This is a genomic window from Finegoldia magna ATCC 29328 (assembly GCF_000010185.1).
Lineage (GTDB): Bacteria > Bacillota > Clostridia > Tissierellales > Peptoniphilaceae > Finegoldia > Finegoldia magna_H.
Genome location: NC_010376.1, coordinates 529,312 through 552,079, shown reverse-complemented (window position 1 = coordinate 552,079; position 22,768 = coordinate 529,312). Strand labels below are relative to the sequence as shown.

The 22,768-nt window shown below is 32.2% G+C and carries 20 protein-coding genes and 1 tRNA gene; 4 read left to right on the top strand and 17 right to left on the bottom strand.

The features are described from left to right. Positions 1–66 precede the first annotated feature (66 nt). The 13 genes from FMG_RS02585 to glmU form a co-directional block, all read right to left on the bottom strand. Positions 67–915 carry an ABC transporter ATP-binding protein gene (locus FMG_RS02585; RefSeq protein ID WP_012290439.1) on the bottom strand — a complete coding sequence of 283 codons (849 nt, stop codon included), beginning with the start codon at positions 913–915 and terminating at the stop codon, positions 67–69. After that, on the bottom strand, positions 915–3,359 hold the full coding sequence (locus FMG_RS02580; RefSeq protein WP_012290438.1) for an ABC transporter permease: 2,445 nt from the start codon (positions 3,357–3,359) through the stop codon (positions 915–917). Before FMG_RS02580 ends, FMG_RS02585 begins: the two co-directional genes overlap by 1 nt. Before the next feature lie 10 nt (positions 3,360–3,369). Next, positions 3,370–3,654, bottom strand: coding sequence for a hypothetical protein (locus tag FMG_RS02575; RefSeq protein ID WP_002838585.1), 285 nt, complete (start codon positions 3,652–3,654; stop codon positions 3,370–3,372). Between the two features lie 103 nt (positions 3,655–3,757). Further along, the gene (locus FMG_RS02570; RefSeq protein ID WP_012290437.1) at positions 3,758–4,561 is read right to left on the bottom strand and encodes a metallophosphoesterase; all 804 of its coding nucleotides are present in this window, start codon (positions 4,559–4,561) and stop codon (positions 3,758–3,760) included. A 45-nt stretch (positions 4,562–4,606) separates the two neighbouring features. Beyond that, positions 4,607–4,682 (bottom strand) — tRNA-Lys (locus FMG_RS02565). Between the two features lie 100 nt (positions 4,683–4,782). Further along, positions 4,783–5,982, bottom strand: a complete 1,200-nt coding sequence (locus FMG_RS02560) for a diphosphate--fructose-6-phosphate 1-phosphotransferase (protein WP_080503390.1) — start codon at positions 5,980–5,982, stop codon at positions 4,783–4,785. Between the two features lie 26 nt (positions 5,983–6,008). Then, positions 6,009–6,890 (bottom strand): YitT family protein, encoded by an 882-nt coding sequence (locus FMG_RS02555; RefSeq protein ID WP_012290435.1) that lies wholly within the window; start codon positions 6,888–6,890, stop codon positions 6,009–6,011. After that, the gene (locus FMG_RS02550; protein WP_012290434.1) at positions 6,890–7,384 is read right to left on the bottom strand and encodes a hypothetical protein; all 495 of its coding nucleotides are present in this window, start codon (positions 7,382–7,384) and stop codon (positions 6,890–6,892) included. Before FMG_RS02550 ends, FMG_RS02555 begins: the two co-directional genes overlap by 1 nt. A gap of 69 nt (positions 7,385–7,453) precedes the next feature. Continuing rightward, positions 7,454–7,744 carry an HU family DNA-binding protein gene (locus FMG_RS02545; protein ID WP_002838549.1) on the bottom strand — a complete coding sequence of 97 codons (291 nt, stop codon included), beginning with the start codon at positions 7,742–7,744 and terminating at the stop codon, positions 7,454–7,456. Positions 7,745–7,857: 113 nt separating this feature from the next. Continuing rightward, the gene (locus FMG_RS02540; RefSeq protein WP_002838566.1) at positions 7,858–8,823 is read right to left on the bottom strand and encodes a peptidylprolyl isomerase; all 966 of its coding nucleotides are present in this window, start codon (positions 8,821–8,823) and stop codon (positions 7,858–7,860) included. Positions 8,824–8,834: 11 nt separating this feature from the next. Continuing rightward, on the bottom strand, positions 8,835–12,341 hold the full coding sequence (gene mfd / locus FMG_RS02535) for a transcription-repair coupling factor (RefSeq protein WP_012290433.1): 3,507 nt from the start codon (positions 12,339–12,341) through the stop codon (positions 8,835–8,837). Then, the gene (gene pth, locus FMG_RS02530) at positions 12,338–12,907 is read right to left on the bottom strand and encodes an aminoacyl-tRNA hydrolase (protein ID WP_012290432.1); all 570 of its coding nucleotides are present in this window, start codon (positions 12,905–12,907) and stop codon (positions 12,338–12,340) included. Before pth ends, mfd begins: the two co-directional genes overlap by 4 nt. A gap of 15 nt (positions 12,908–12,922) precedes the next feature. After that, on the bottom strand, positions 12,923–14,287 hold the full coding sequence (glmU, locus tag FMG_RS02525) for a bifunctional UDP-N-acetylglucosamine diphosphorylase/glucosamine-1-phosphate N-acetyltransferase GlmU (protein ID WP_012290431.1): 1,365 nt from the start codon (positions 14,285–14,287) through the stop codon (positions 12,923–12,925). A 130-nt stretch (positions 14,288–14,417) separates the two neighbouring features. Here glmU and FMG_RS02520 point away from each other — a divergent pair, with 130 nt between their 5' ends. Further along, complete coding sequence (locus tag FMG_RS02520) at positions 14,418–15,539, top strand: FAD:protein FMN transferase (protein ID WP_012290430.1); 1,122 nt, start codon at positions 14,418–14,420, stop codon at positions 15,537–15,539. A gap of 80 nt (positions 15,540–15,619) precedes the next feature. After that, complete coding sequence (locus tag FMG_RS02515) at positions 15,620–16,129, top strand: hypothetical protein (protein ID WP_002838567.1); 510 nt, start codon at positions 15,620–15,622, stop codon at positions 16,127–16,129. A gap of 49 nt (positions 16,130–16,178) precedes the next feature. Here FMG_RS02515 and FMG_RS02510 read toward each other — a convergent pair whose 3' ends face one another. Beyond that, positions 16,179–17,078, bottom strand: a complete 900-nt coding sequence (locus tag FMG_RS02510) for a LysR family transcriptional regulator (protein WP_012290429.1) — start codon at positions 17,076–17,078, stop codon at positions 16,179–16,181. A 128-nt stretch (positions 17,079–17,206) separates the two neighbouring features. On the opposite strand from FMG_RS02510, the gene FMG_RS02505 reads away from it, so the two are divergent. Both FMG_RS02505 and FMG_RS02500 read left to right on the top strand, forming a co-directional pair. Continuing rightward, the gene (locus FMG_RS02505) at positions 17,207–18,658 is read left to right on the top strand and encodes a DASS family sodium-coupled anion symporter (protein ID WP_012290428.1); all 1,452 of its coding nucleotides are present in this window, start codon (positions 17,207–17,209) and stop codon (positions 18,656–18,658) included. Between the two features lie 19 nt (positions 18,659–18,677). Next, positions 18,678–19,913 (top strand): 2,3-bisphosphoglycerate-independent phosphoglycerate mutase, encoded by a 1,236-nt coding sequence (locus FMG_RS02500; RefSeq protein WP_012290427.1) that lies wholly within the window; start codon positions 18,678–18,680, stop codon positions 19,911–19,913. Positions 19,914–20,032: 119 nt separating this feature from the next. On the opposite strand, the gene sufU is transcribed toward FMG_RS02500, so the two are convergent. The 3 genes from sufU to FMG_RS02485 are packed head-to-tail and all read right to left on the bottom strand — an operon-like array spanning position 20,033 to position 22,764. Further along, positions 20,033–20,488, bottom strand: a complete 456-nt coding sequence (gene sufU / locus FMG_RS02495; RefSeq protein WP_012290426.1) for a Fe-S cluster assembly sulfur transfer protein SufU — start codon at positions 20,486–20,488, stop codon at positions 20,033–20,035. Next, the gene (locus tag FMG_RS02490) at positions 20,475–21,725 is read right to left on the bottom strand and encodes a SufS family cysteine desulfurase (RefSeq protein WP_012290425.1); all 1,251 of its coding nucleotides are present in this window, start codon (positions 21,723–21,725) and stop codon (positions 20,475–20,477) included. The genes sufU and FMG_RS02490 overlap by 14 nt, the downstream gene beginning before the upstream one ends. Next, positions 21,715–22,764 carry a SufB/SufD family protein gene (locus FMG_RS02485; protein ID WP_012290424.1) on the bottom strand — a complete coding sequence of 350 codons (1,050 nt, stop codon included), beginning with the start codon at positions 22,762–22,764 and terminating at the stop codon, positions 21,715–21,717. Before FMG_RS02485 ends, FMG_RS02490 begins: the two co-directional genes overlap by 11 nt. Positions 22,765–22,768 lie beyond the last annotated feature (4 nt).

Here is a 22,768-nt window from a genome sequence, read left to right as displayed (position 1 = left end):
TTGTATATTCTATCATTAACATTATGATATGTCAAACAAATTCTTGATTTTTTACATATTTTTATTTTAAATTTTGAAAATTTCTTTGTATCTTTCTTGAGAAGTTTTGGAACGTCTTTTAATATCCAAAATCTCAATATTATTTTCTATAATAATAGACAAAATATCATTAATACTACTGTTGTTTAAGCTTATCATATTTTTGTCCATATTAAAACCCTTGGATTGCAAAACAGATGATAATTTTTCGTTATCGTTTGAAATAATCTCTATGAACTTTTCGTTTTCCAAAACTTCTTCCAAAATTTTCCCGTCTTTTAAGAACAAAATGTTATTGGTTATTTCGTCGATATCATTTAAAGAGTGACTAGATATTAAAATCCCTTGTCCATCATTCGCTTTTTGTTTAATAAGAGCCATCATTTTGATAACGCTAGTTGGGTCAAGACCAGAAAGTGGTTCATCAAGCAATATAATATCTCTTTGTGGCAAGAAATCCATCGCAAGCATCAACTTCTTTTTCATACCTAATGAATACGAACCAGTCTTGCTTTTTACAAAACTTTCAATTCCTATTTCTTTGATAACCCTATCCACATCATCCTTGGTTCTTTTATAGACATTTTTGATGTAGTTCAAATAATCCATGCCGTACAAGTTTTCATCCAAGATTTTCTCATCTTTGAAAAAAGAAATATGATTAAAAATCTTCTCATCTTTAAACTCTTTGCCGTCTACCAAAACTTGTCCGCCATCTCTTTTGAGAAGATTGGTCATAGTATTCATCAAAGTAGTCTTACCAGATCCATTCGGTCCTACCAACGCTTTGATTTGTCCTTTTTCAATACTAAAAGATATATCGTGAAGTATCTTTTTCTTTCCGTAACTTTTTTCAATATTTACTACTTCTAACATTATTTCCTCCTGCCAAATGAAACTCTACCCAATATATAAAACAATATTGAACTAATCACAAGAACTACAACAGCTATCACCATCGTGTAAGAATTCTGTCTTATCAACGCCGACAAAAATCCCGTAGTTACAAATCCCGAATCCACATAGTTAAATGGAATAAAAGATCCTATTGCTCCCATGTATTTAATTGCGGTAAATGGAATTATCAATGCAATTATGGATATTAATATCGTAAATAACTTGTTAGTAGTAGTGTACATAGCATTTACAAACATACTGATAAATATCGTAAACAACACAGTTATTGTAAAAGATTCTAGTATATATACCAGAAATGGACCAACATTTAAGTAAATAATTCCACCGTCCACAATATAGTTAATAATTGGAAAATCACTGTCTGCAAATCCACCCATAATACCACCAGCTAAGAATAATACCAAAACTGCAACGATGTTTATACCAATCGCGTATATTAAGCTTTCCATTATCTTTGACTTGTACGATTTTGTTCGACTTACAGGAAGTACTGATTTAAGTTCAAGCTGCTTATTCGATTTGATAATCGTAGATGTGAACAGCAATACCGCAAACACAATCAACACTACATTAAATTTAAGATAGAAGTAATCATGTAACATCGCAAAAGCATTATTTCTCTCTGATATTCCATGAGTAATGTAGTAATTGATTTTAGGCAAAGTTCCTTTGAAACTATCCACATCAAAAGGATTATAATCAATTCCTGATTGCGGAATATAGAATCTGTCTGTTGGTGTGATGTTGTTTATGAGCATATATTTTTGTTTGAAGAATGCTCCTTCAAGAGCAAAATCGTTGAATACATCCACCATTCCTGTTGTTTCACTACCTGTTCCTTGAAAATCAAAACCATTAAATTCAGTTACCCTTTCCTTATTCACATTATTGAACTTTTGGGGAGTCTTGTATCTATTTTCATAAGCGTCGAAGTATTTGTTCTCATTTTCGTAAAATTTCAAAGCATCTGAATGAGAATCTATCATTTCCTTTGCTCTTTTGCTATTGCCGTATTTTGCCTTAATCTCATCAATATCCCTATATACCAAATTCTCCATAGTAGAATTAAGATCGGTATAGTTTTTAATTTGAGTGGAATTAAAATTGTGCCAATTGTTTTGTAGGCAGATATTTCCAACCAAAATAGCACACACGACAAACAATATCAAAAACCCATTAAATGATAATACACAGTTTTTCACGGAACCTTTTAAGCTGAATACATTTCGCTCTTTGTATGTATCATGTGATGTGAATTCTTTTCTCCTGTTCAAAAAAATCGTACCTATAGCCGTTATCAAAAGCATAAACACTGTAGCAATCACAGGTTTTAACGAAAACGACTTAAACAAGCTTAGAGGATTGTATGCATGATTGAAGAAATTAAAATCAACCAATAGCAAACTCATTATCAAGATCAAAGTAAAATACTTTACTTTGGTGTTTTGTATAAGTTTATCAACAAAAGAAAACGCAAATCCAAACGACATAGTGATTAAAGCAAAAGGAAATACACTCTTAAAAAATGTAGACAAAGGCGTTCTCATAACGTATGAGTATTCTCTTATCGAACCACTCCTGTCCTGAACAGTCCTAATAACAAATGTAGAATCGTAGTGATATGTTAAATCGCCCACACCATTTCCAGTTATTAAAGAAGCCACAAACACTGTCAACAATGAAATGATAATGTACATCACAATCATACACATAATAATACCAAAATTATTTGCCACATCCTTTATTTTGGAATTCGATGTTACGCTGGTTATATCATCTTCTCTCATTATGAAAATAATCACAAAGCCTAGTAGAATTATCGGAACAGCACCAAAAATCACACCAGCTTCATCAAATATCACTTTGCTGAAACTGTGATTGTCATTCTCGTCAATCAATCTATCTTCTACGGAGTTTCTATCTTTCAAGAAATTTATGTAGCCTTCTGATCTCAGTACAGATCTCCTGAGTTCCTTAGGATTATCCATGTTCTCGTCTGTATGGTATTTATTATTCAGAGCATCCAATTCATTAGTGTACTTTATGATATCCTTTTCATTGTATTTAGACTTATCGTACTTGTAGTTTTCATCAAGCCCATGAGCTTTCATTAAGTTTTGTAATACATTTTTCCCTTCATTTAGGTACGCTTTGTGGTCTTCGTAGCTTTTTTTGTCTGGTTCTTCTGGTGTTATTTTCTTCCAATCAGTTTTTTTGATGATTAACTCATCCCAACTGATATTATTAGAAATGGAGATGTCATTTGAATTAAGAAAATCAAACGCATGGTTTGTTGTTCTAAAATGTAGAAAAAAAACAACCACACCCATAGTAATAGAAAATAGAATCAAAAATGGAATCAGCCTGTATCTGTATAATTTTTTTAGTTTGTAAGTAAACATTTTTGTCTCCTTATTGTTTCTTTAAATTCCCAGAGTATCTGTAATACAACCTACCCTCTTCTTCATAGTCTGGACGTATTGATTTTTTCAGTACTCCCTTGTAGCCAGATTTTTCATATTCCATTTCTCCTCCTACATTTTCATGTGATAGTGAAATGTACTTATAATCGTCATCGACTTCTATTCCTGAACTAGAAATCGTTTCTGATTTATTTACAAGACTAGCATTCAGTCCAGCTATTACAACAAATACTACAGCCATAGTTGCAAATAGCTTTTTCATTGAGTATTTCATATTGTCCCCTTTCGTTGTCAAGTAATAATTTATTTACCTTTAATTATATTTTAGTACACTAAAATAAAAAAAACAATAGTTTTCCAAGCATTGTATACTTTTCTTAACTATTGTTGATTTTTGTTAATTTTATTAAATTGATTTCTGGTCGATTAAATATCCTTGGAACTACGGTCTTTTCCTTGGCAAGTCCACGTGACACAATAAGTGTATAATCGTCGTTGTACATTCCACCAGCATACTTTGGAAGCAAACCTTGTCCCGGAGATATGACTCCATTTAAGATATAAGGAATCCTCCATTGTCCTCCGTGAGTGTGTCCCGATATCATCAAATCGAAATTTTTTAGATTTTTCTTGAAATAATAATCTGGTTTGTGAATCAAACATATATTAAAATTTTCTGATTTTAATTTTTCATCTAAATCATCTAATTTGTTTTCATAGTTTTCCAAAATTTTTCCAGATGAATCGTCCACTCCGATAAGTTTAATATTGTTTGATAAGAACACATCTTCATTATCTAGAATTTGTACATTATATTTTCTGATTGTCTCATCTATTTCTACGAGGTTTTCTATTCTTTTTTCGTGATTTCCATGAACGTAGTATATCTTTTTGCCCAGTTGTTGCAATTGTTCCAGCAATTCAAATGCTTTTTTGGGTTTTAATTTGTCATCTACAATGTCTCCACCCAACAAAATCACATCACAATCGACGGATTTTATTTTATCCATTAATTTCTTTTGATTTATTCCATAATCGCATGAATGAAGATCCGATAAGAACAATATATTAATATCACGGTCAATCTTTTCAGATTTTATTTCGTATTGTACTATGTTGATTTTGTACGATATTGATATTAATAAAAATAATAATATCAATGCGGATACAATTAAATACATTTTTCACCTCAAATAAAAAAAACCGAGCAACAAAAGCTCGGCTATTGGTGGCTCATCCGGGACTCGAACCCGGGACACCCTGATTAAAAGTCAGGTGCTCTACCATCTGAGCTAATGAACCACGACTACCTTTCTATGATAGCACAATAATATTGTTTTGTAAAGTGTTTTTTACAAATTTTTAAAAAAGAGCAGAATTATTACGAACTCTGCTCTTGATTTTACAATTTCACAATATCTTCTTTGTCGAATGCAAAGTATTGTGCTATTCCATTTTTGTATTCTACTTCGATTTCTCCTTCGATTAAAGGAAGAATGTAGTCCATAAATTCGTCGTCGATTTGGAAATGGCTGTCTGTGTATTTTGGAACTATCATTTTTGTTTTGTTGGCAACTTTTTCTATATCAACAAGTTCAAATTCTGTCTTGTAAGGTTTGTTGGAAATTCTTTTGATTCCAACCATTTTACCTGAATGATTTTCTACACACTCAACAGAAAATTCTCCAACTTCGAATGATTCTTCGATATCAGTCTTGGATGCAAATGACATATCACATCGTTGAAGTATGTTGAGTTCAATACTTCTAATTGGCATATCGTAAATTTCTTTTAATTTATCTCTGATTATGTGCGATGGTCCTTGCAATTGTGCATGGCCGAACTTGTCTTTCTTGCCAGATGTTTTGGATATGAAGTTATTTGAAGAATCTTTAATACCTTCACTTACTAAAATCAAAATATTATCTGTCCTTTTGAAGTTTTCATTGATTTCCTTGACTAGGTTATCAAATTCAAATGTATCTTCACTTATATACACAAGATCTGCTCCAAGATTGCAAAGTTTCTTGGAGATTGCTCCTGCTGCTGTTAACCATCCAGCGTATCGTCCCATAATTTCTACAATAGTTATCGTTCTATAGTCGTAGATTTCGACATCCTTTGCTATTTCATAAACAGAATTCGCCACAAATTTTGCTGCAGAACCAAACCCTGGAGTGTGATCTGTTCCAAACAAATCATTGTCAATTGTTTTTGGAGATCCCATTACATTAATATCTTCTCCAATTTTTTCGATGTATTTGGATAATTGATACACAGTGTCCATTGAATCATTGCCACCAATGTAGATAAAATAATTAATATTAAATGATTTCAAAATTTCTACGATTTTGGCAAGTTTCTCTTCGCTATCTACTTTGTATCTGCAAGAACCCAATGCACTTGCAGGAGTGATTTTTAATCTGTTCAAATCTTTATCTGTTTTGATTTGCGACTTCAAGTCTATGATTTTGGAATCCAATAATCCTTGTACTCCGTATAAAGCTCCGTACACATTGTCAAATCCCAATTCAATTGCTTTCTTGTAACAACCAGCCAATGTTGCATTGATGGCACAAGTTGGTCCACCTGATTGTGCTATTAATAAGTTTTTGATAATACCACTCCTTAATATTCTTCTCTTTCGAATCCTTTACCCAATACTTCGTAAGCATCATTTACTGTAATAAATGCACGAGGATCAATCTTTTTCAATTTCTTCTTCAAATACGCAACTTGTGCTCTTTTTAATACGCAGAAAATAACTTCTTGTTCGTTATTCAAAAAAGCACCTTCACCATGCAAGAAAGTAACACCACGGTTCATATCTTCCATAATAATTGAGGCAACTTCTTCGTTCTTAGAAGTTATAACGAAAACTTGTTTTGTTTCCCCAATTCCTAATTCGATTTTATCCAAAACTCTGTAAGCTACAAACATAGAGATTATAGTGTAAAATCCCTTGTCAATACCATACAAAGCACTACCTATCGCGATGATTACTGCATTACAAGTCATAAGTACATTTCCTATAGAAATATCTTTTTCGTTTTTCATAATTGCAGCTATGATATCCAAGCCACCACTGCATGTACCAAACCTGAAAAGCGTACCCATCGAAGTACCATTTATCGCTCCACCGACTACAGCGACAAGCATATCATCCTTCAATATAAATGGATTTGGAAGATAGTGAAACAATGTCAAATACACTGATAACACAATCGTAGAAATAGCTGCATAGTTTACAAATTGTCTAGTTAAGTATTTGTATCCAATAATCATAATTGGAATATTAAGCAAAAACACCGTAACTCCTGTAGGAATTCCTGTCATATATTGAACCAACAATCCAATACCAGTAGAACCACCACTCAAGAAGTTCTTTTGACTGAAGAAAAAGTCAATCGCAACAGCCGCCAATAAATTAGCTAACAAAATTGAGATGATTTTCTTCTTGGCTTCATTTCTATTACCAAAATTTTTTACAAAAAAATCCGTTTTACTCATTATTTTATAAATCCTAATCTTTCTTTAATATATACATCCCATATAAACAAAGCTACAGCAATAACAACGAATGTGTAGTCATGATTCTTTTCGTCCAAAGTAAATTTTTCATAAATGCTGAAACCTTTCTTGTTTAATTCTATGTTTCCAAAATCTAGCACATTAATATTTTTAAAATCAGAAATATCAATCATCTTGTCGTTGTCGTATTTAATAGTGTTAGACATGTCAGATTCTAATGTAAAGTTTAAATTTTTGGAATTAATTACGTATTTTTTGTTGTTTTCATAAAAAATACGCTCAACCTTCATCACAACATCTTCATTTTCATCGTAAAACACAAAATTCGATCCCTTATCAAAACTGGAACCAATAAATGCATCGAAAAACGAAGTGCTGTTTCCTTCTTTATATCCAGAATAAATCAACTTATCATCCGATAAAATTCTAAATCTATCCTTAATATCTTTGTTAATATAAAAATCGTAAATCATAATCAATCTTTCTTTGATAATTAAAAATTTAATAAATAAAAAATCAGGCCGATTGGCCTGATTTATAAACTATTTACTCTTTTTTTGGTTAACTGCTTCTTTTAAAGATTTACCAGCTTTAAATACAGGCGCATTTGATGCAGGAATTTGAATTTTTTCTTCAGGATTTCTTGGGTTTCTTCCTTCACGAGCTTTTCTTTCTCTTGATTCAAATGTACCAAATCCTACTAATTGTACTTTTTCACCTTTTGCTAATGTTTCTTCAACAGTTTTAATGAATGCGTTTAAAGCTCTTTCGCTTTCTACTTTTGATAGCTCACTTTTTTTAGCTATGCTTGATAATAATTCAGATTTATTCATCTTTTCCTCCTTAAATTTTCAAAATAGTTAAAACCTATTTTAAATACAGTATACAGTAATATTTTTTTTATTTCAAGTGTTTTGACTGAAAAAATAGCCTTTTTTATTAAAAATTAGTAAATTTTTACTCCCAAATCCTTTTTTTGTTTTTCAAATTCTTTTTGAACTTTTTCTTGGATAATTTTGTTAGAAATTGCTGTCTTAATGTTTTGTTTATTTGCATCAGTCATCTTATCTAATTCAGTAACTTTACTGTTAAGTTTAATGATGTGATATCCAAATTCTGTTTTAACTGGTTTGGAAACTTCACCTGGTTTCATTTTCTTTAATGCATCAGAAAATTCTTTTACCATAGTAGATGATAAGAAATCACCTAATTTACCAGAATTTTGCTTAGCTGATGGATCTTCTGATTTTGCTTTTGCAACTTCATTGAAGTTCTTGCCGTTCTTTACTTCTTCGTAAGTCTTGTCAGCTAATTCTGATTTTGCTTTAAGCTTGGAAGCATCTAAATTTTTACCCTTAGCATCCTTTCCTGAGAAAAGAATGTGATCTGCGTTATATTGAGTATAAGTGTCTATGTTTTTGTCAAATTCGTCTTTGATTTCTTTGTCAGATGGTTTGAAGTCTTTTTCAAATTGTTGAGAAAGTTTCTTGTTCTTCAATTGCTTTTCAATTTGTTCTTTCAAAGCTTGTTCTGTCATGTTTTCTTTCTTAAGTTGTTCTTTGAATTTGTCTGCTCCACCTAATTGTTTTTGAAGCTTATCAACCTCTGCTTGAACTTCCTTGTCAGACACTTCGATTTTTTTATCTTTCATCAATTTGTTTGCGATTTTTTCGTTAATTAGCATATCAATGATTTTAGGTTTGATTTGCTTCAAAGCTTCCTTGCCTTGTTCAGTGTTAGGATTGAAAATATCTTGTCCATAATATTGTTTGTAATCTTCCATAACTTTGTCTACATCTTTTTGATAGATGTATTCTTTTCCAATCTTAGCTACTGCTCCATTAGGTTTGTTAGAACATGCTGTTACCATTACCATCATCATAGCTAATACAATTGCTAAAAATTTCTTCATTTTTCCTCCAATTATTTCTCATTATCCTTCAAAAGTATCGATAATACTTCGATAGGATCTCTCAAATTTTTGTCTTCAAATCCCAAAATAATTTTTGGTTTTTCTGACAAATCAAATCTCATTTCTTTTTTGTAATTTTCTGTCAAGTATTTTAATTTTTCTAATGAAATTTTGTCAGGAGAAGAAAATTGCAAGAAAAGTTCTCCCTTTATTTCTTTTATACTTTCAATGGATAATCTCGCACAAAACGCTTTTATTATAGATACATCCATTATATTAACGATAGGCTTAGGAACATCTCCAAACCTGTCGATTAATTCATCAATTATTTCAGAATAATCATCTTCATCTTGAATAGATGCGATTTTTTTGTAGATATCAATCTTTGTTTCATTCTCAGAAATATAATCTTCTGGAATGTATCCGTTGACTTTGATTTCTATAATAACAGTATTTTTATTTTCAGAAATAGTCTCACCCTTAGCTTCTCTGACAGCTTGTTCCAAAAGCTTCACATACAAATCATAACCGATTTTTGCGATGTGACCGTGTTGGCTTTCTCCCAAAAGATTTCCAGCTCCTCTAAGTTCCAAATCTCTCATTGCTATTTTAAACCCAGAACCAAATTCCGTAAAATCTTTTATAGCCATAAGTCTTTTTTCGGAAATTTCAGTTAATGATTTTTGTCCTTCGTATGTGAAATAAGCAAACGAAGTTCTATCAGATCGACCAATACGTCCCTTTAATTGATACAATTGCGACAAACCCATCTTATCTGCATTATAAATTATCATTGTGTTGACATTTTGTATATCAAGACCTGTTTCTATAATAGTTGTGCACAATAGCAAATCGTAAATTCCATCTTGAAAGTCGAGCATTACATTTTCTAGCTCTTTTTCGTTCATTCTACCATGTGCTATCGCTATGTTTAATTCCGGAACTAATTCTTTTAATTTGAATTCCATCTGATCGATATCTTCTATTCTATTATACACAAAATAAATCTGTCCGCCGCGGTCAAGTTCTCTGATTATTGCATCTCTTATCAAGCTTGGATTGTACTCTGTAACATAAGTTGATATAGGAGTTCTGTCTTCTGGCGGTTCTTCTAATAAACTCATATCTCTTATTCCAGTCAATCCCATTTGTAAAGTTCTAGGAATTGGAGTCGCTGAAAGTGTTAGCACATCTACGTTTTCTCTCATAGATTTTAATTTTTCTTTGTGTCTCACACCAAATCTTTGCTCTTCGTCGATTACTAATAATCCCAAATCTTTGAACTTCAAATTTTTCGACAAAATCCTATGAGTTCCAACCAATAAATCTACAAGACCTCTTTGCACATCTTTCATTATTTGTTTTTGACGTGCAGGAGAAACGAATCTACTCATCATTTCAACTCTTATCGGATAATCTCTGAATCGTTCTTTGATTGTATTGAAATGCTGCTGCGCAAGAATCGTCGTCGGAACTAAAAACGCAACTTGTTTCCCATCCATTATCGCTTTAAAACAAGCTCTGATAGCAACTTCTGTTTTCCCATAGCCAACATCCCCACACAATAACCTGTCCATTGGCCTATCCGATTCCATATCGGCTTTGATTTCTTCAATGGATCGTACTTGTGAATCTGTTTCTTCATAAGGGAAAGAATCTTCAAATTCTCTTTGCCATTCGGTATCTTGTGAGAACTGATACCCTTTTAATTTGGCTCTTTTGGAATACAATTCAACCAAATCATCCGCCATTTCGTCGACTGATTTCTTGGCTTTTTGTTTCGCCTTTGCCCAATCATTTCCACTTAGTTTATTTAACGAAGGCTTTTTGACATTGCCTCCCCCGATGTATTTTTGGACTAAATTCATTTGATCGGTTGGAATCATCAGCCTATCATTAGCTTTATATTGAATTACAATGTAATCTTTTTGAATTCCATTTACATCGATTTTTTCGATTCCCTTGTACTGACCAATCCCGTGATTTTCATGAACCACATAATCATCGATGTTCAAATCAGAATAATTGACAATGTCCTGACCAGTGCTTTTTTTCTTCTTGCGTTTTCTTAGTTGTTTTTCTCTCCCGAAAATTTCCTTGTAAGTAATTATCAAATACTTAGGATCTTTTATTTCAAAACCATTTGGCAAATTTTTCTGAGTAATCAAAACCTGCGAAGATTTAATGTTCGCATTGTAATCCTCAGCTTCAAGAGTTGGAATACCGTTGGTTAAGAACAAATCCTTGAGCATGTTTTTGCGTTCGACATTTGCAGCAAATACGATTTGTTTAAATCCTCTCAAACTGTTGGATTTGATATTTTCAACCAAACTGTCGATATTTTTATTAAAGTTTGGCGCCTCCAATGTCTTAAGCTGATACATCGCATTCGATTCGATAAGTCTAGTTCTTTTGACCAAACTTGTAATATTTACCGATGTTTTTGCTTTTATAAATTTCAAAATATCGGAAATTGGAATAAGCGATTGTTCGTGCTTGGATAAAACTTCTCCTTTTTCAACCAAATACACGAAATCTTCCAAAAATCTCTTTTCCTTTTCCTTGTAAATATCATAGCATCTGGACAAATCTTCTATCATCATGATAGTGTCATCTGCAAAATAATCAAACACAGTATCATAATCTTTTTTAGTTAAAAAACACGATACCAAGTCGATTTCATATTCCAAATCGCTTCTGATATATTCCATCAGCTTTTCAAATTTGTCCTTGACATTATCTACATTTTCTCCAAAAATCGGATGATCGACTCTTTTGTCCAAATTTTTCTGAATAGAATTGATAATGGATTCTTTCTTTGAATCTTCAATAATAAGTTCGCTGCAGCTAATAATATCTACGAATTTACAATCTTCAATCGATCTTTGAGTTGATACTTCGAAAAATCTCATCGAATCTATTTCATCATCGAATAATTCAATTCTTACAGGAAATCTGCTGTGTACAGGGAAAATATCTACAATTCCACCTCTAATAGCAAATTGTCCCTTGGATTCAATAGTGTCTACTCTTTCGTATTTCAACGCCCTCAATTTTTCTTGAAGTTCTTCTAAATTTATCAAATCAGTGTCTTTAATTGTAAAGGCGTATTTTTTTGCTACTGATTTTTTCGTGATTTTCTTCGTTAAAGCATCAAATGTTGTAACAATAATAAATTTTTCGTTGTTCAACAATTTGAATAACACATTAACTCTTTGATCTTCTGCATTATCATCAAGTGATTTTGCATTGTAAAAGTTAAGTTCTCTGCTCGGGAAAAATTCACAGATATTTTCTTCAATATCATTCAGATATTCTGTCAGATTTCTCGCTCTCATATTATCTTCTACGACTACTACAAGAGGTTTGTTGATGTTTTTTGATGTCGCATACACGAAACTTGCAAAAGCTTCCTTAATAACACCGTGAATGTAAATCGACGAGTTATTGGCTGACAAAGAATCCAAATAACCTTGAAATTCTGTGTTATCTTCATAAATTTTCGTTAAAAAATTCATATCACGCTTTTCCCGTTGAAGTTATTCATAGCATAATCGACATTTTCTTCTACTATTTTGATAGCAGCATCACTTGACATGTCAATTTCTTTTTCCAAAACTTCGAATTCCTTCTTGCTAAATTGTGACAACACAAAATCTTTCAAATCATATTTGTCATTTTGACCAACAGAAACTTTTATTCTTGCAAAATCTTGAGATTCAATAAGATAAATTATTGATTTTAAACCATTGTGAGTTCCAGCGGAGCCCTTCTTTTTTATCCTAATAGTTCCGAAAGGAATATCAATGTCATCACAAATGACAATAAGATTTTCTGCTGATAAATTATAATAATTAAAACAATCTAAAATAGCTTTCCCTGAATCATTCATGTAAGTTGATGGTTTCATCAAAATCACCTTTTCGTCTCCAATGAATCCCTCTCCAATCAAAGATTTGAACTTTAATTTGTTCACCTTAATATTCAATTTTTTTGCCAAATCATCTATAACCATAAATCCGGCATTGTGTCTAGTGTATTCGTATTTACTTCCTGGATTACCCAGTCCTGCGATTAAATACATATAATCATTCCATTTCTATCTTTTTTTCTTATAAACCCAATCTTTTTTATTTTCTTGGCGACTTCTTCCAATTGAAAGTGCACCTTCTTCAACATCTTCAGTAATTGTAGTTCCACAAGCAATGAAGCTGTCTTTTTTCAAAGTTACAGGAGCAATCACATTTGAATTTGAACCTACAAACACATTGTCTTCAACAACAGATCTGTGTTTGTTTTTGCCGTCGTAATTCACAAAAATCACTCCGCAACCGATGTTGATATTTTCCTTCAAATCGCTGTCTCCAACATAAGCCAAATGACCTGCCTTTGTTTTGTTTCCAACAGTTGAGTTTTTGATTTCAACAAAGTTTCCAATATGAACATTTTCTTTTAAAACGCTGTTTGGTCTCAAATGAGCGAAAGGTCCGATGTCTGTGTTCTTTCCTACAACAGAATTTTCAATGTATGATGATTTAATAACCACATTGTCATCGATTTTGGAATCCACGATTTCACAATCTCCCTTAATCAAACAATCAGAGCCTATTTCAGTACTTCCGTAAATTCTTGAAGGTCCAATAATCACAGTGTCCCTTCCGATTTTTACAGACGGTTCAATGATTACAGAATCTGAATTAGAAATAACAACACCATCTTCCATGAACTTTTCATTAACTCTTTGTTTTAAAATTTCTTCGCAAAAATACAATTGAGCTTTTGTATTGATGCCGTAAGTTTCGTTTACATCAGAATGTTTGAAAGTTTTGATGATTTTGCCATCTTTTCTAATGATTTCGAAAATATCAGTCAAATACATTTCACCTTTTGAATTATTTGTGTCGATTTTTTCGATTGACATCTTCAACACATCGCCATTTACTATCATCATTCCACTGTTGAATTCTTTTATTAAAAGTTGTTGATCATTGCAATCTTTTTGCTCAACGATTTTAAGCAAATTGCCATTTTCGTCTTTTACAATTCTTCCATATCCAAATGGATCGTCGATTTCACTTGTAAGAACTGTTGCAACAGAATTTTGTTGTTCATGATAATCAAAAAACTTCTTCAACGTCTCTTGCTTTATTAGTGGAGTATCTCCTGTTAAAATAATAACTTTATCGTCGTCATTTATTTCATCCAAACACAATTTAACGGCATATCCCGTTCCATATGGATAATTTTCTCCTATATTTTGTTTTACTAGATGAATACTTTCATCTAAGTTTTCTCTTAAAATATCGTAATTATTTCCGCCGACAACTATCTTTTGATCCACAAAATCACAAGCATCCATGACATAATCAATCATAGGCTTGTTCAAAAGTTTATGCAAAACTTTTGAGTTGTGAGATTTCATTCTAGTGCCTTCTCCGGCAGAAAGTATAATAGCTTTCTTCATTATTCATCTCCTAAAAAATTGTCATTACCATTATACTATAAAATAGGAAATTTAAAAGCATATAATGCTAAAATAAGTCAAAGATGTCAACTTTTTTCTAAAATTTGATATAATATAAAGTGGTGATTATATGAAAAAATTATTATTAGTATTTTTAACATTAACTATGTTAGTTGGCTGTTCTCAAAATAAAACTGAAAACAAACCAGTTGCAAAAGATCCAGCACCACAAGTAAAAGAAAGTGATGTATCTTCTTCTAAAGATTTTGAGAAACACGAAGCCACACTTTATGACAAATTTGACACAGTAATAAGATATAGTTTGTATACTAAAACTGAAAAAGAATTCAATCAATATTCAAAATTTATTAATGATGAATTTGACAGACTTCACAAACTATACAGCACTTACGAAAATTTTGATGGCGTAGATAACGCGAAGACAATCAACGATAATGCAGGCGTTAAACCTGTAAAAGTCGACAAAGACTTGTTTGATTTAATCAAATTGTCAGTTGGAGATTATGCCAAATACCATAAGAAAACAAACATTGCATTTGGTTCTGTAACTGATTTGTGGAAGGAATACAGAGACAACGCTCTCGAAAAGAAAATTATTAAAATACCTTCACAAGATGTTTTAAAAGAAAAAAATCTTCACACAAGTATCGACAATATCGTGTTGGATGAAAAAAACAGCACAGTTTTCTTAAAGGATAAGGATTCAAGACTAGATTTAGGCGCTACTGCAAAAGGATTTGCCACAGAAAAAATAGCACAAGAATTAGAAAAACGTGGACTAAAATCCGGAATAATTTCAGCAGGTGGAAACGTACGAACTATTGGTACTCCAATTATAAAAGGAAAAGACAGCTGGGTAGTTGCAATCCAAAACCCTAATTTGAATGAAGAACCAGACAAACAATATGTAGCAATTTTGAAAATACCTGGCTCAACATCCATGGTTACAAGTGGTGATTACCAAAGATTTTACGTTTACAATAACAAAAAATACCACCACATAATCGATCCAGATACACTAAATCCTGCAAATCATTTCAAATCTGTGACTATCGTCACAAAAGATTCGGGACTTGCAGATTTCCTATCTACAACAGTATTCGTTATGAATTATGACGAAGGAAGAAAATTAGTGGATTCATTAGACGGAGTGGAAGCATTCTGGGTATTTGAAAACAACGACATCAAATACACTGACGGCCTAAAAGATATTATAGAACTAGAAAATTAGAATTAATAAAATAGTATGATATTTTATTGAATATGTGATAGAATATTATTGATATTAAATCAAACATAAGGAGGATTTTTATGCATCCAATGATACAAAGATTTGTGGATTCAGAATTCTTAGATGAACAACAAGCAGAATTCATCGAAAAAGCAATTGAAAACCACGAAAATATTATTATCTCAGGACATAGATCAACAGGAATCAGACAATTATTAGCTATTATGATGGGAATTGCTAAGAAACAATTCAAATCAGTACAAGTTAAAGGATTAGAAAGCATTGACGAAGATGCTGAATACTATTTAATTCCTGGTATCGACACTGAAGAATTCGAAGATATCGTTCAAAAAGCATTCGATAAACCAAATTCTTCACTAATCACAATTAAAGAACCAGAACACCCATACTCAATTATGAAAATAATGAAAAAGGGTGGAAAAACTTCTGGAGACTACTCAAAAGTAGTAAACTTCTTAGAAGCTCGTAAAATCGATGGCGTTCCATTCATGATTAGTACAACAAAAATGACTTATAATGAAAAACATGGAATCGACAAGGATAAAGTAGAAAGATTCAAAGCTTTCTAATAATTCAATAATTAAATTAAGAGATAACTCGTTGTGAGTTATCTCTTTTTTATTTTCCTAATTCAAGATTATTAAAGGTATCCAAGACATCAAAAAAGGCTTGGCCTGCTGGAGTTATGTGTAAATTTTTATCATAAACTAGGTTTATTTGTCTTTTGAAATCGCAATCTACAATTTTTATGCACTTTATTAGTCCAGCTTCCTCTTCTAGTTGAGCTGATTTTTTTGACATAATAGAAACTCCTGCATTTTCTACAACTGCTTTTTTTATTGCTTCTTGATTATCTATTATAAGTTCTTTTTTAAATTTTACATCAACAACGCAAGATTCTAAAAATTTATATAGAGAAGATGTTTGTGATTTTGTAATAAATACTTGATCTTTTATGTCTGAGAGACTGCATGTAGATTTTTCTGCCAGTTTGTTTTTACTACTTACCACCAACACCATTTCATCTGTAAAAAATGGCTTGGAAATATATTTGTTTGTGTCAATTTTTACATAATGAGACAAAAATACAAATTCAATTTCATTTTTTTCGAGTTTTTTAAATAGGTCTTTTGAGGAGCCAACTGTCATATTTACATTAATCTTTGGGTATTTGTCTTGGAAGGCTTTAATAAATTTTGGCATCAGATAAATTCCTATAAAGTTTGTTGAACCAAAGTAAAGTGTTCCTTGGTTGAGATCTTCAATTTGTCTAATTAGTTCTTGTGATTTTTGATATATTTTAACTATAGATTCTGCATATTTTATGAAATGTCTTCCCTGTATTGTGAGGCTAACAGTTTTACCATTTCTATCGAATAAAAATACGCCGAGTTCCTGCTCCAAACTATCTATGTGTTTACTTATTGCCGGCTGAGATAAATACCTAAGTTCTGCTGTTTTAGTAAAACTTTTGCAGTCTGCTAAAACTAAAAAAGATTCTAATTTGCTAATATCCATTTGTTCACCTCTAAATTTTTCTAAATCTATTATAACATAATGTTATTGTTTTAAGAATAAAATCGAATTGTGTTATAGTTATCCGTGTAATATAATTAAGCTAACAATTTAGAAAGGTTGGTAAAATTATGAAAACGAAATCATCAGCAAGTAAGAAAAAAACTTCAACTAGTGCAAAAATCGGCGGCATAATTGCTGTAATTTTATTTTTTGTACTAATGTTGATGCCTACTCCGAAAGGTATGACTCCAGAGGCACAAAAATCTCTAGCAGTTTTTGTATTCGCCCTTATTATGTGGGTAGCTCAGCCAATTCCAATTTATCAAACTTCGATTATTGGAATTTTACTTTTACCTATGATAGGAGCGGTTGAAAAACAAAAGGTCACATTTGGAGCATTGGGCTACGATATTATTTGGTTAATGGTAGCTGCATTTGTATTAACTTCTGCTATTAACGAAACAAATCTCGGCAAGCGTTTGGCATTGTCAATGCTTACCAAATTTGGCAAGACTCCAAAGGGAACTTTAATTTCCCTAATGTTAGTTAACTTTATTCTAGCATTTTTCATTCCATCAACAAGTGCCAGGGCTGCGTTACTAATTCCAATTATTATGATTTTATTAGAAGTCTATGAGCAAGTTCCTGGAGAAAGTAATTTTGGTAGATTGATAACTTTGCAAGGAGTTATGAACAACCACTTGGCAACTTCTATGGTCATAACAGCAACTTCCAGTCAACTTTTAGCTATAGGATTTATAAACAAAATGACTGGATCAAAGTTAGGTTATATGGATTGGCTTTTAGGTTCTTTGCCTCAAGTTTTAATCACAGGTTTGATAGCTTTTATAGCTGGCTATAAACTATATCACATTAAAGACTTGAATATTGGTGGAGAATCAACTAAGGAAATATTGAAAAAACAACTAATAGATCTTGGTCCAATGACTATCGCTGAAAAAAAGACTGCGATTATATTTGCCCTTACACTACTTTCTTGGGCGACTGGTAACTACCAAGAAAAATTATTCGGTTTCAGTATTTCAACTGAACAAACAGCGGTGATAAGTATGCTTGTTTGTTTACTTCCTAAAGTTGGTGTTATTGATTGGAAGCAAGCAAATATTAAATGGAACTTAATGATTTTCTCAGCTGGAGCGTATGCTATTGGTAACGCATTTAATGATTCTGGCGGAGCAAGTTTTATTATTCAAAACTTTGTCGAAAAAATCGGTCTTAACACTTTAAACCCTAATCTAGTTGCTGTAATACTTATTTTTATAACTATTTTCAGTCACTTGATATTTACAACAAAAACAGTAAGAGCTACAATATTGATTCCAACAATCATAACTTTAGCACAATCTTTAAATATCGACCCTGTTCCTTTGGCAATGGCTTGCTCTTTCGGTATTGCCTACACTTTGACTCTACCACCTCACTCAAAAGTCAATGCTTTGTACTTGAGTCTTGGATATTTTGATGTAAAAGACGAGCTAAAACTTGGTTTAATAACTTGTTTCATTGGATCAGTAGTTATTTCACTTTTATACTTTACGTATTATCAAATAATATTTTAAATGTCATTAAGGAGAATATATGAATAGAAAAGTTATACTAGCTGTTGCAGACGGCGTCGGCGACAGACCTTGTGAAATTTTAGGAGGCAAGACTCCATTAGAGTATGCCTCCACTCCAAACTTAGATAAATTAGCATCTGTGGGAACAACAGGAATAATGGATGTTCATGGAGCAGGAATTCCTGTTGGAACAGATCTTGGCCACATGATTTTGTTTGGATATGGATTAGAAGACTATCCAGGCCGAGGACCTATTGAAGCCTTTGGTAGAGAAATTGAATTGCAAGCAGGAGATGTTGCTTTCAGATCAAACTTTGCAACTGTAAATGAAAATCTGTGTGTTGTAGACAGAAGAGCTGGAAGAATTAGAGAAAACACTAATCTGTTAGCTCAATCATTAAATAACATAGAAATTGATGGGATAAAAGTTATTTTTAAAGAAGCGACTGAACACAGAGCCGTTTTAATTCTAAGAGGTCCAGGACTTTCTGCAAATATTACTGACACCGATCCTAAAGTTGCTGGAGTTGATGTAAACTACAAAAAATGTCAGTCAAAAGACGGTAAACCTGACTCAATTTTCACAGCAGAAATTGTGAACAAATTTTTATTAAAGGCAAATGAAATTTTATCAAAACATTCTGTGAATGAAGAAAGAATATCCAAAGGGCTTTTACCTGCTAACTTTATTCTTACAAGAGGAGCCGGAATAATGCCTAAATTGGAAAAAATTTCTGAAAAGCTAAATATTAAAGGTGCATGTGTTGCTGCCGAAGGAACAGTCTTGGGAGTCGCTCGTTTGGCTGGTTTCACAGCATTAACAGCTCCAACAATGACTGGAAATATTGATACAGATGTTAATGCAAAGGCTCAAATGGCGATTGATGCATTGAAAGATCATGACTTTGTTCTAGTAAACTTAAAAGCAACAGACCTTTTTGGTCACGATGGAAATCCAGAGAAAAAAGCACAAGCTGTTGAGGTTTTTGATAAGTTTATCGGTCTTTTATTAGAAGCTAATTTAGAAAACACAATAATAGCCGTTACAGCAGACCACTCTACTCCATGCGAAAGAATGGAACACAGTGGAGATCCTGTTCCAGTTTTAATAGCAGGTCCTGGAATTAGACAAGACAGAGTTACAAAATTTGATGAAATTTCGTGTAGTTACGGTGGACTTTGTAGAATCAAAGGTAAGGATTTATCCAATACACTATACGACTTTTTAGAAAAAACTAAAAAACAAGGTAACTAATTTAAATATTAGCCCCAAAATCTGAAATACAGATTGAGGGGCTATTTTATTTCACAATAAAAAAACTGATGAAACCCACGTTTCACCAGTTGAAAATTTATTATCTATTTTATTGTCTATTAATCAGGAATAAATGATCCTTCTGATTTGTCATTTTCAAGCATATCTTTTAATGTGTACCATGAAAGAACAGCACATTTTACTCTCGCTGGTAATGTGGATATGCTTTGGAAGCACACTGCATCTTTCAGAACTTTTAGCTCTTTTCTGTCAGTGATTTCTCCTTTTATCATTGAGATGAATTTGTTGCACAAATCTATTGCTTCATTTACAGATTTACCTTTGATTACATCGCACATAATAGATGTAGATGCTTGTGATATAGCACATCCCATTCCAGTGTATGCAATGTCTTCAATTGTGTCATCTTGTACTTTCAATTGCAATGTGATTTCATCTCCACAGCTAGGATTGTGTCCCAACTCACAATGAGTTGGATGTTCCAATTCACGTCTGTTTGATTTATCCCTGCTTTTTTCCAATATTAATTCTGTATATAAACTACCTAGTTCCAATTCTCATCAATCTCCTTACGTCTTCAAGATGTTCAATGAAAAAGTCAACTTCTTCAAATGTATTATAGAATGCAAAGCTTGCTCTGCATGAGAAATTCGTCTTCAAATATCTGTGAAGCGGTTGTGCACAATGGTGGCCACTTCTGATTGCAATTCCGTAACTGTCCATAATACTTGCAACATCATGTGGATGAGCTTCTTTAAAGTTAAAATCTAAAACTGGAGATCTGTGAGTATCACTTGTTGTGTATACATCGATAATATCTGATTTTTGTTTGATTTTGTCATAAGCATAATCCATCAATGCTTTTTCATAATCTCTAATGTTTTCGATTCCTATTTTTTCGATGTAATCAATCGCTGTGATTAGTGATTTTACTGCTCCTACATCTTGTGTTCCGGCCTCAAATCTTCCAGGCGCATCCAAGTACGATGATTTGTCTTCAAATACATATTCAATCATGTCTCCACCGTACAAGAATGGTTTTAGGTTGTTCAACAATTCTTTCTTTCCATAAAGTATTCCGACTCCCATTATGCTTAGCATTTTGTGACCTGAAAATACTAGGAAATCACATCCCAATTTTTGTACGTCAACTTTGTTGTGTGGAATATATTGTGCACTATCCACGATGCATATGCAATCCTTGTTTACTGATTTAACGTATTTTATCATTTTTTCAACATCGGGCATAGTTCCCACTACGTTTGATGCTTGTGTTATCGAGAAAATTTTCGTTTTTTTCGTGATTGTTTTCTTGAATTCTTCAAAATCTAATTGCATATTTCCCTTGTCTACATACAAATATTTTAGTTTGGCGCCTGTTTTCTTGCAAACTTCTTGCCAAGTTACTAAATTACTGTGATGCTCCATTATTGATATGACAATTTCATCATCTTCTTTTAAATTTTCATATCCATACGAATAAGCTAGTAAATTTAAAGATTCAGTAGTATTTCTTGTGAATACTATTTCTGAAGAATCTGTTGCGTTGATGAATTTCGCGACTTTTTCTCTTCCAGATTCGTAAACATCTGTCGATAAAACGCTTAATGTGTGTGCTCCTCTGTGAGGATTTGCGTTTTCATATTTGTAAAATTCACTTACGCTGTCTATAACTTGTATCGGTTTTTGGCTGGTAGCTGCATTGTCCAAATAAACTATCGGATTTTTGTATTCTTTACTCAAATACAAAAAGTCCTTTCTTATATCTTCTACTTGCTTTTTATCTAACATCCAATTCCCTCTTTGACATTTTTTCTCTGATGAATGAAAGTAGTTTTTCTTCCAAATTTTTGTCATCTAATCTACTTAGAGATTCGCTGAATTTGGATTCAACTATCATACTTTCTGCTACATCTCTAGATATAGCACGGTTCATTATATAAAATAGCATGTCTTGATCAATCTTACCTGCACTTGCTGCGTGATTTCCTATTACGTCGTCTTCTCCTGCTAAAAGTATAGGAACTGACAAGCTTTTTGCATCATCTGATAATAAAACTGCGTATTCTTCTTCTGTTCCTGTAGAACCCATGGAACCTTTTTTGAAATCAAGAGTTGACTTGAAGTTTTTGTAAGATGATTCTTTTAATGCACCATTTACAATACATGAAGATTTGGATTCTTTTCCGAAATGATTTATTTCATAAAGCATATTCAATGAGTTTTCTCCATGTGTGAAATAAATGCTGTTGATATCCAAGTAAGAATGCTTCCCATTCAAATTAGCTTTTGTATTGACATAATTGTCCTTACTTCCCAATTCGTATTGGCTAAGGATTACATTACTTTCTTCATCTAAATTCAAGATAACTGATTCCAATGCTGTTGTGTTTTTTTCTGTTTGAATTACAAATAATTCAACATTACTGTTTTCTTTTGCATTGATTTCAATTACTGAACTTCTGAATTTCTTGTTGTCGTCATTATCTCTGTAATCAAGAACAATTCGTAAACTTGAGTTCTTTTCGGCAACAATTTTGTGAGTATCCAACAAAATATCATATTCTCTATCAGTTACCAACTCAATAACTCCGAAATCTTTTACTTGATTTTCTTCTGTTTTATATTTTTTGAATAGATTTCCCGATTTTTCGTTCATATCCAAAGCTTCTTGGCACACACCAAAATCTTTGTTATCCAATGCTTCTACTGGATCAGAGTCTATTCTGTATTCTTTTATATCTATATCTGGAAGATTTATTTCTGTATCGTTGACTTTCAAATATTTGAAAGTTTTAAATCCCAGTCTATTTCCTTTAATTTGTTCCATATAC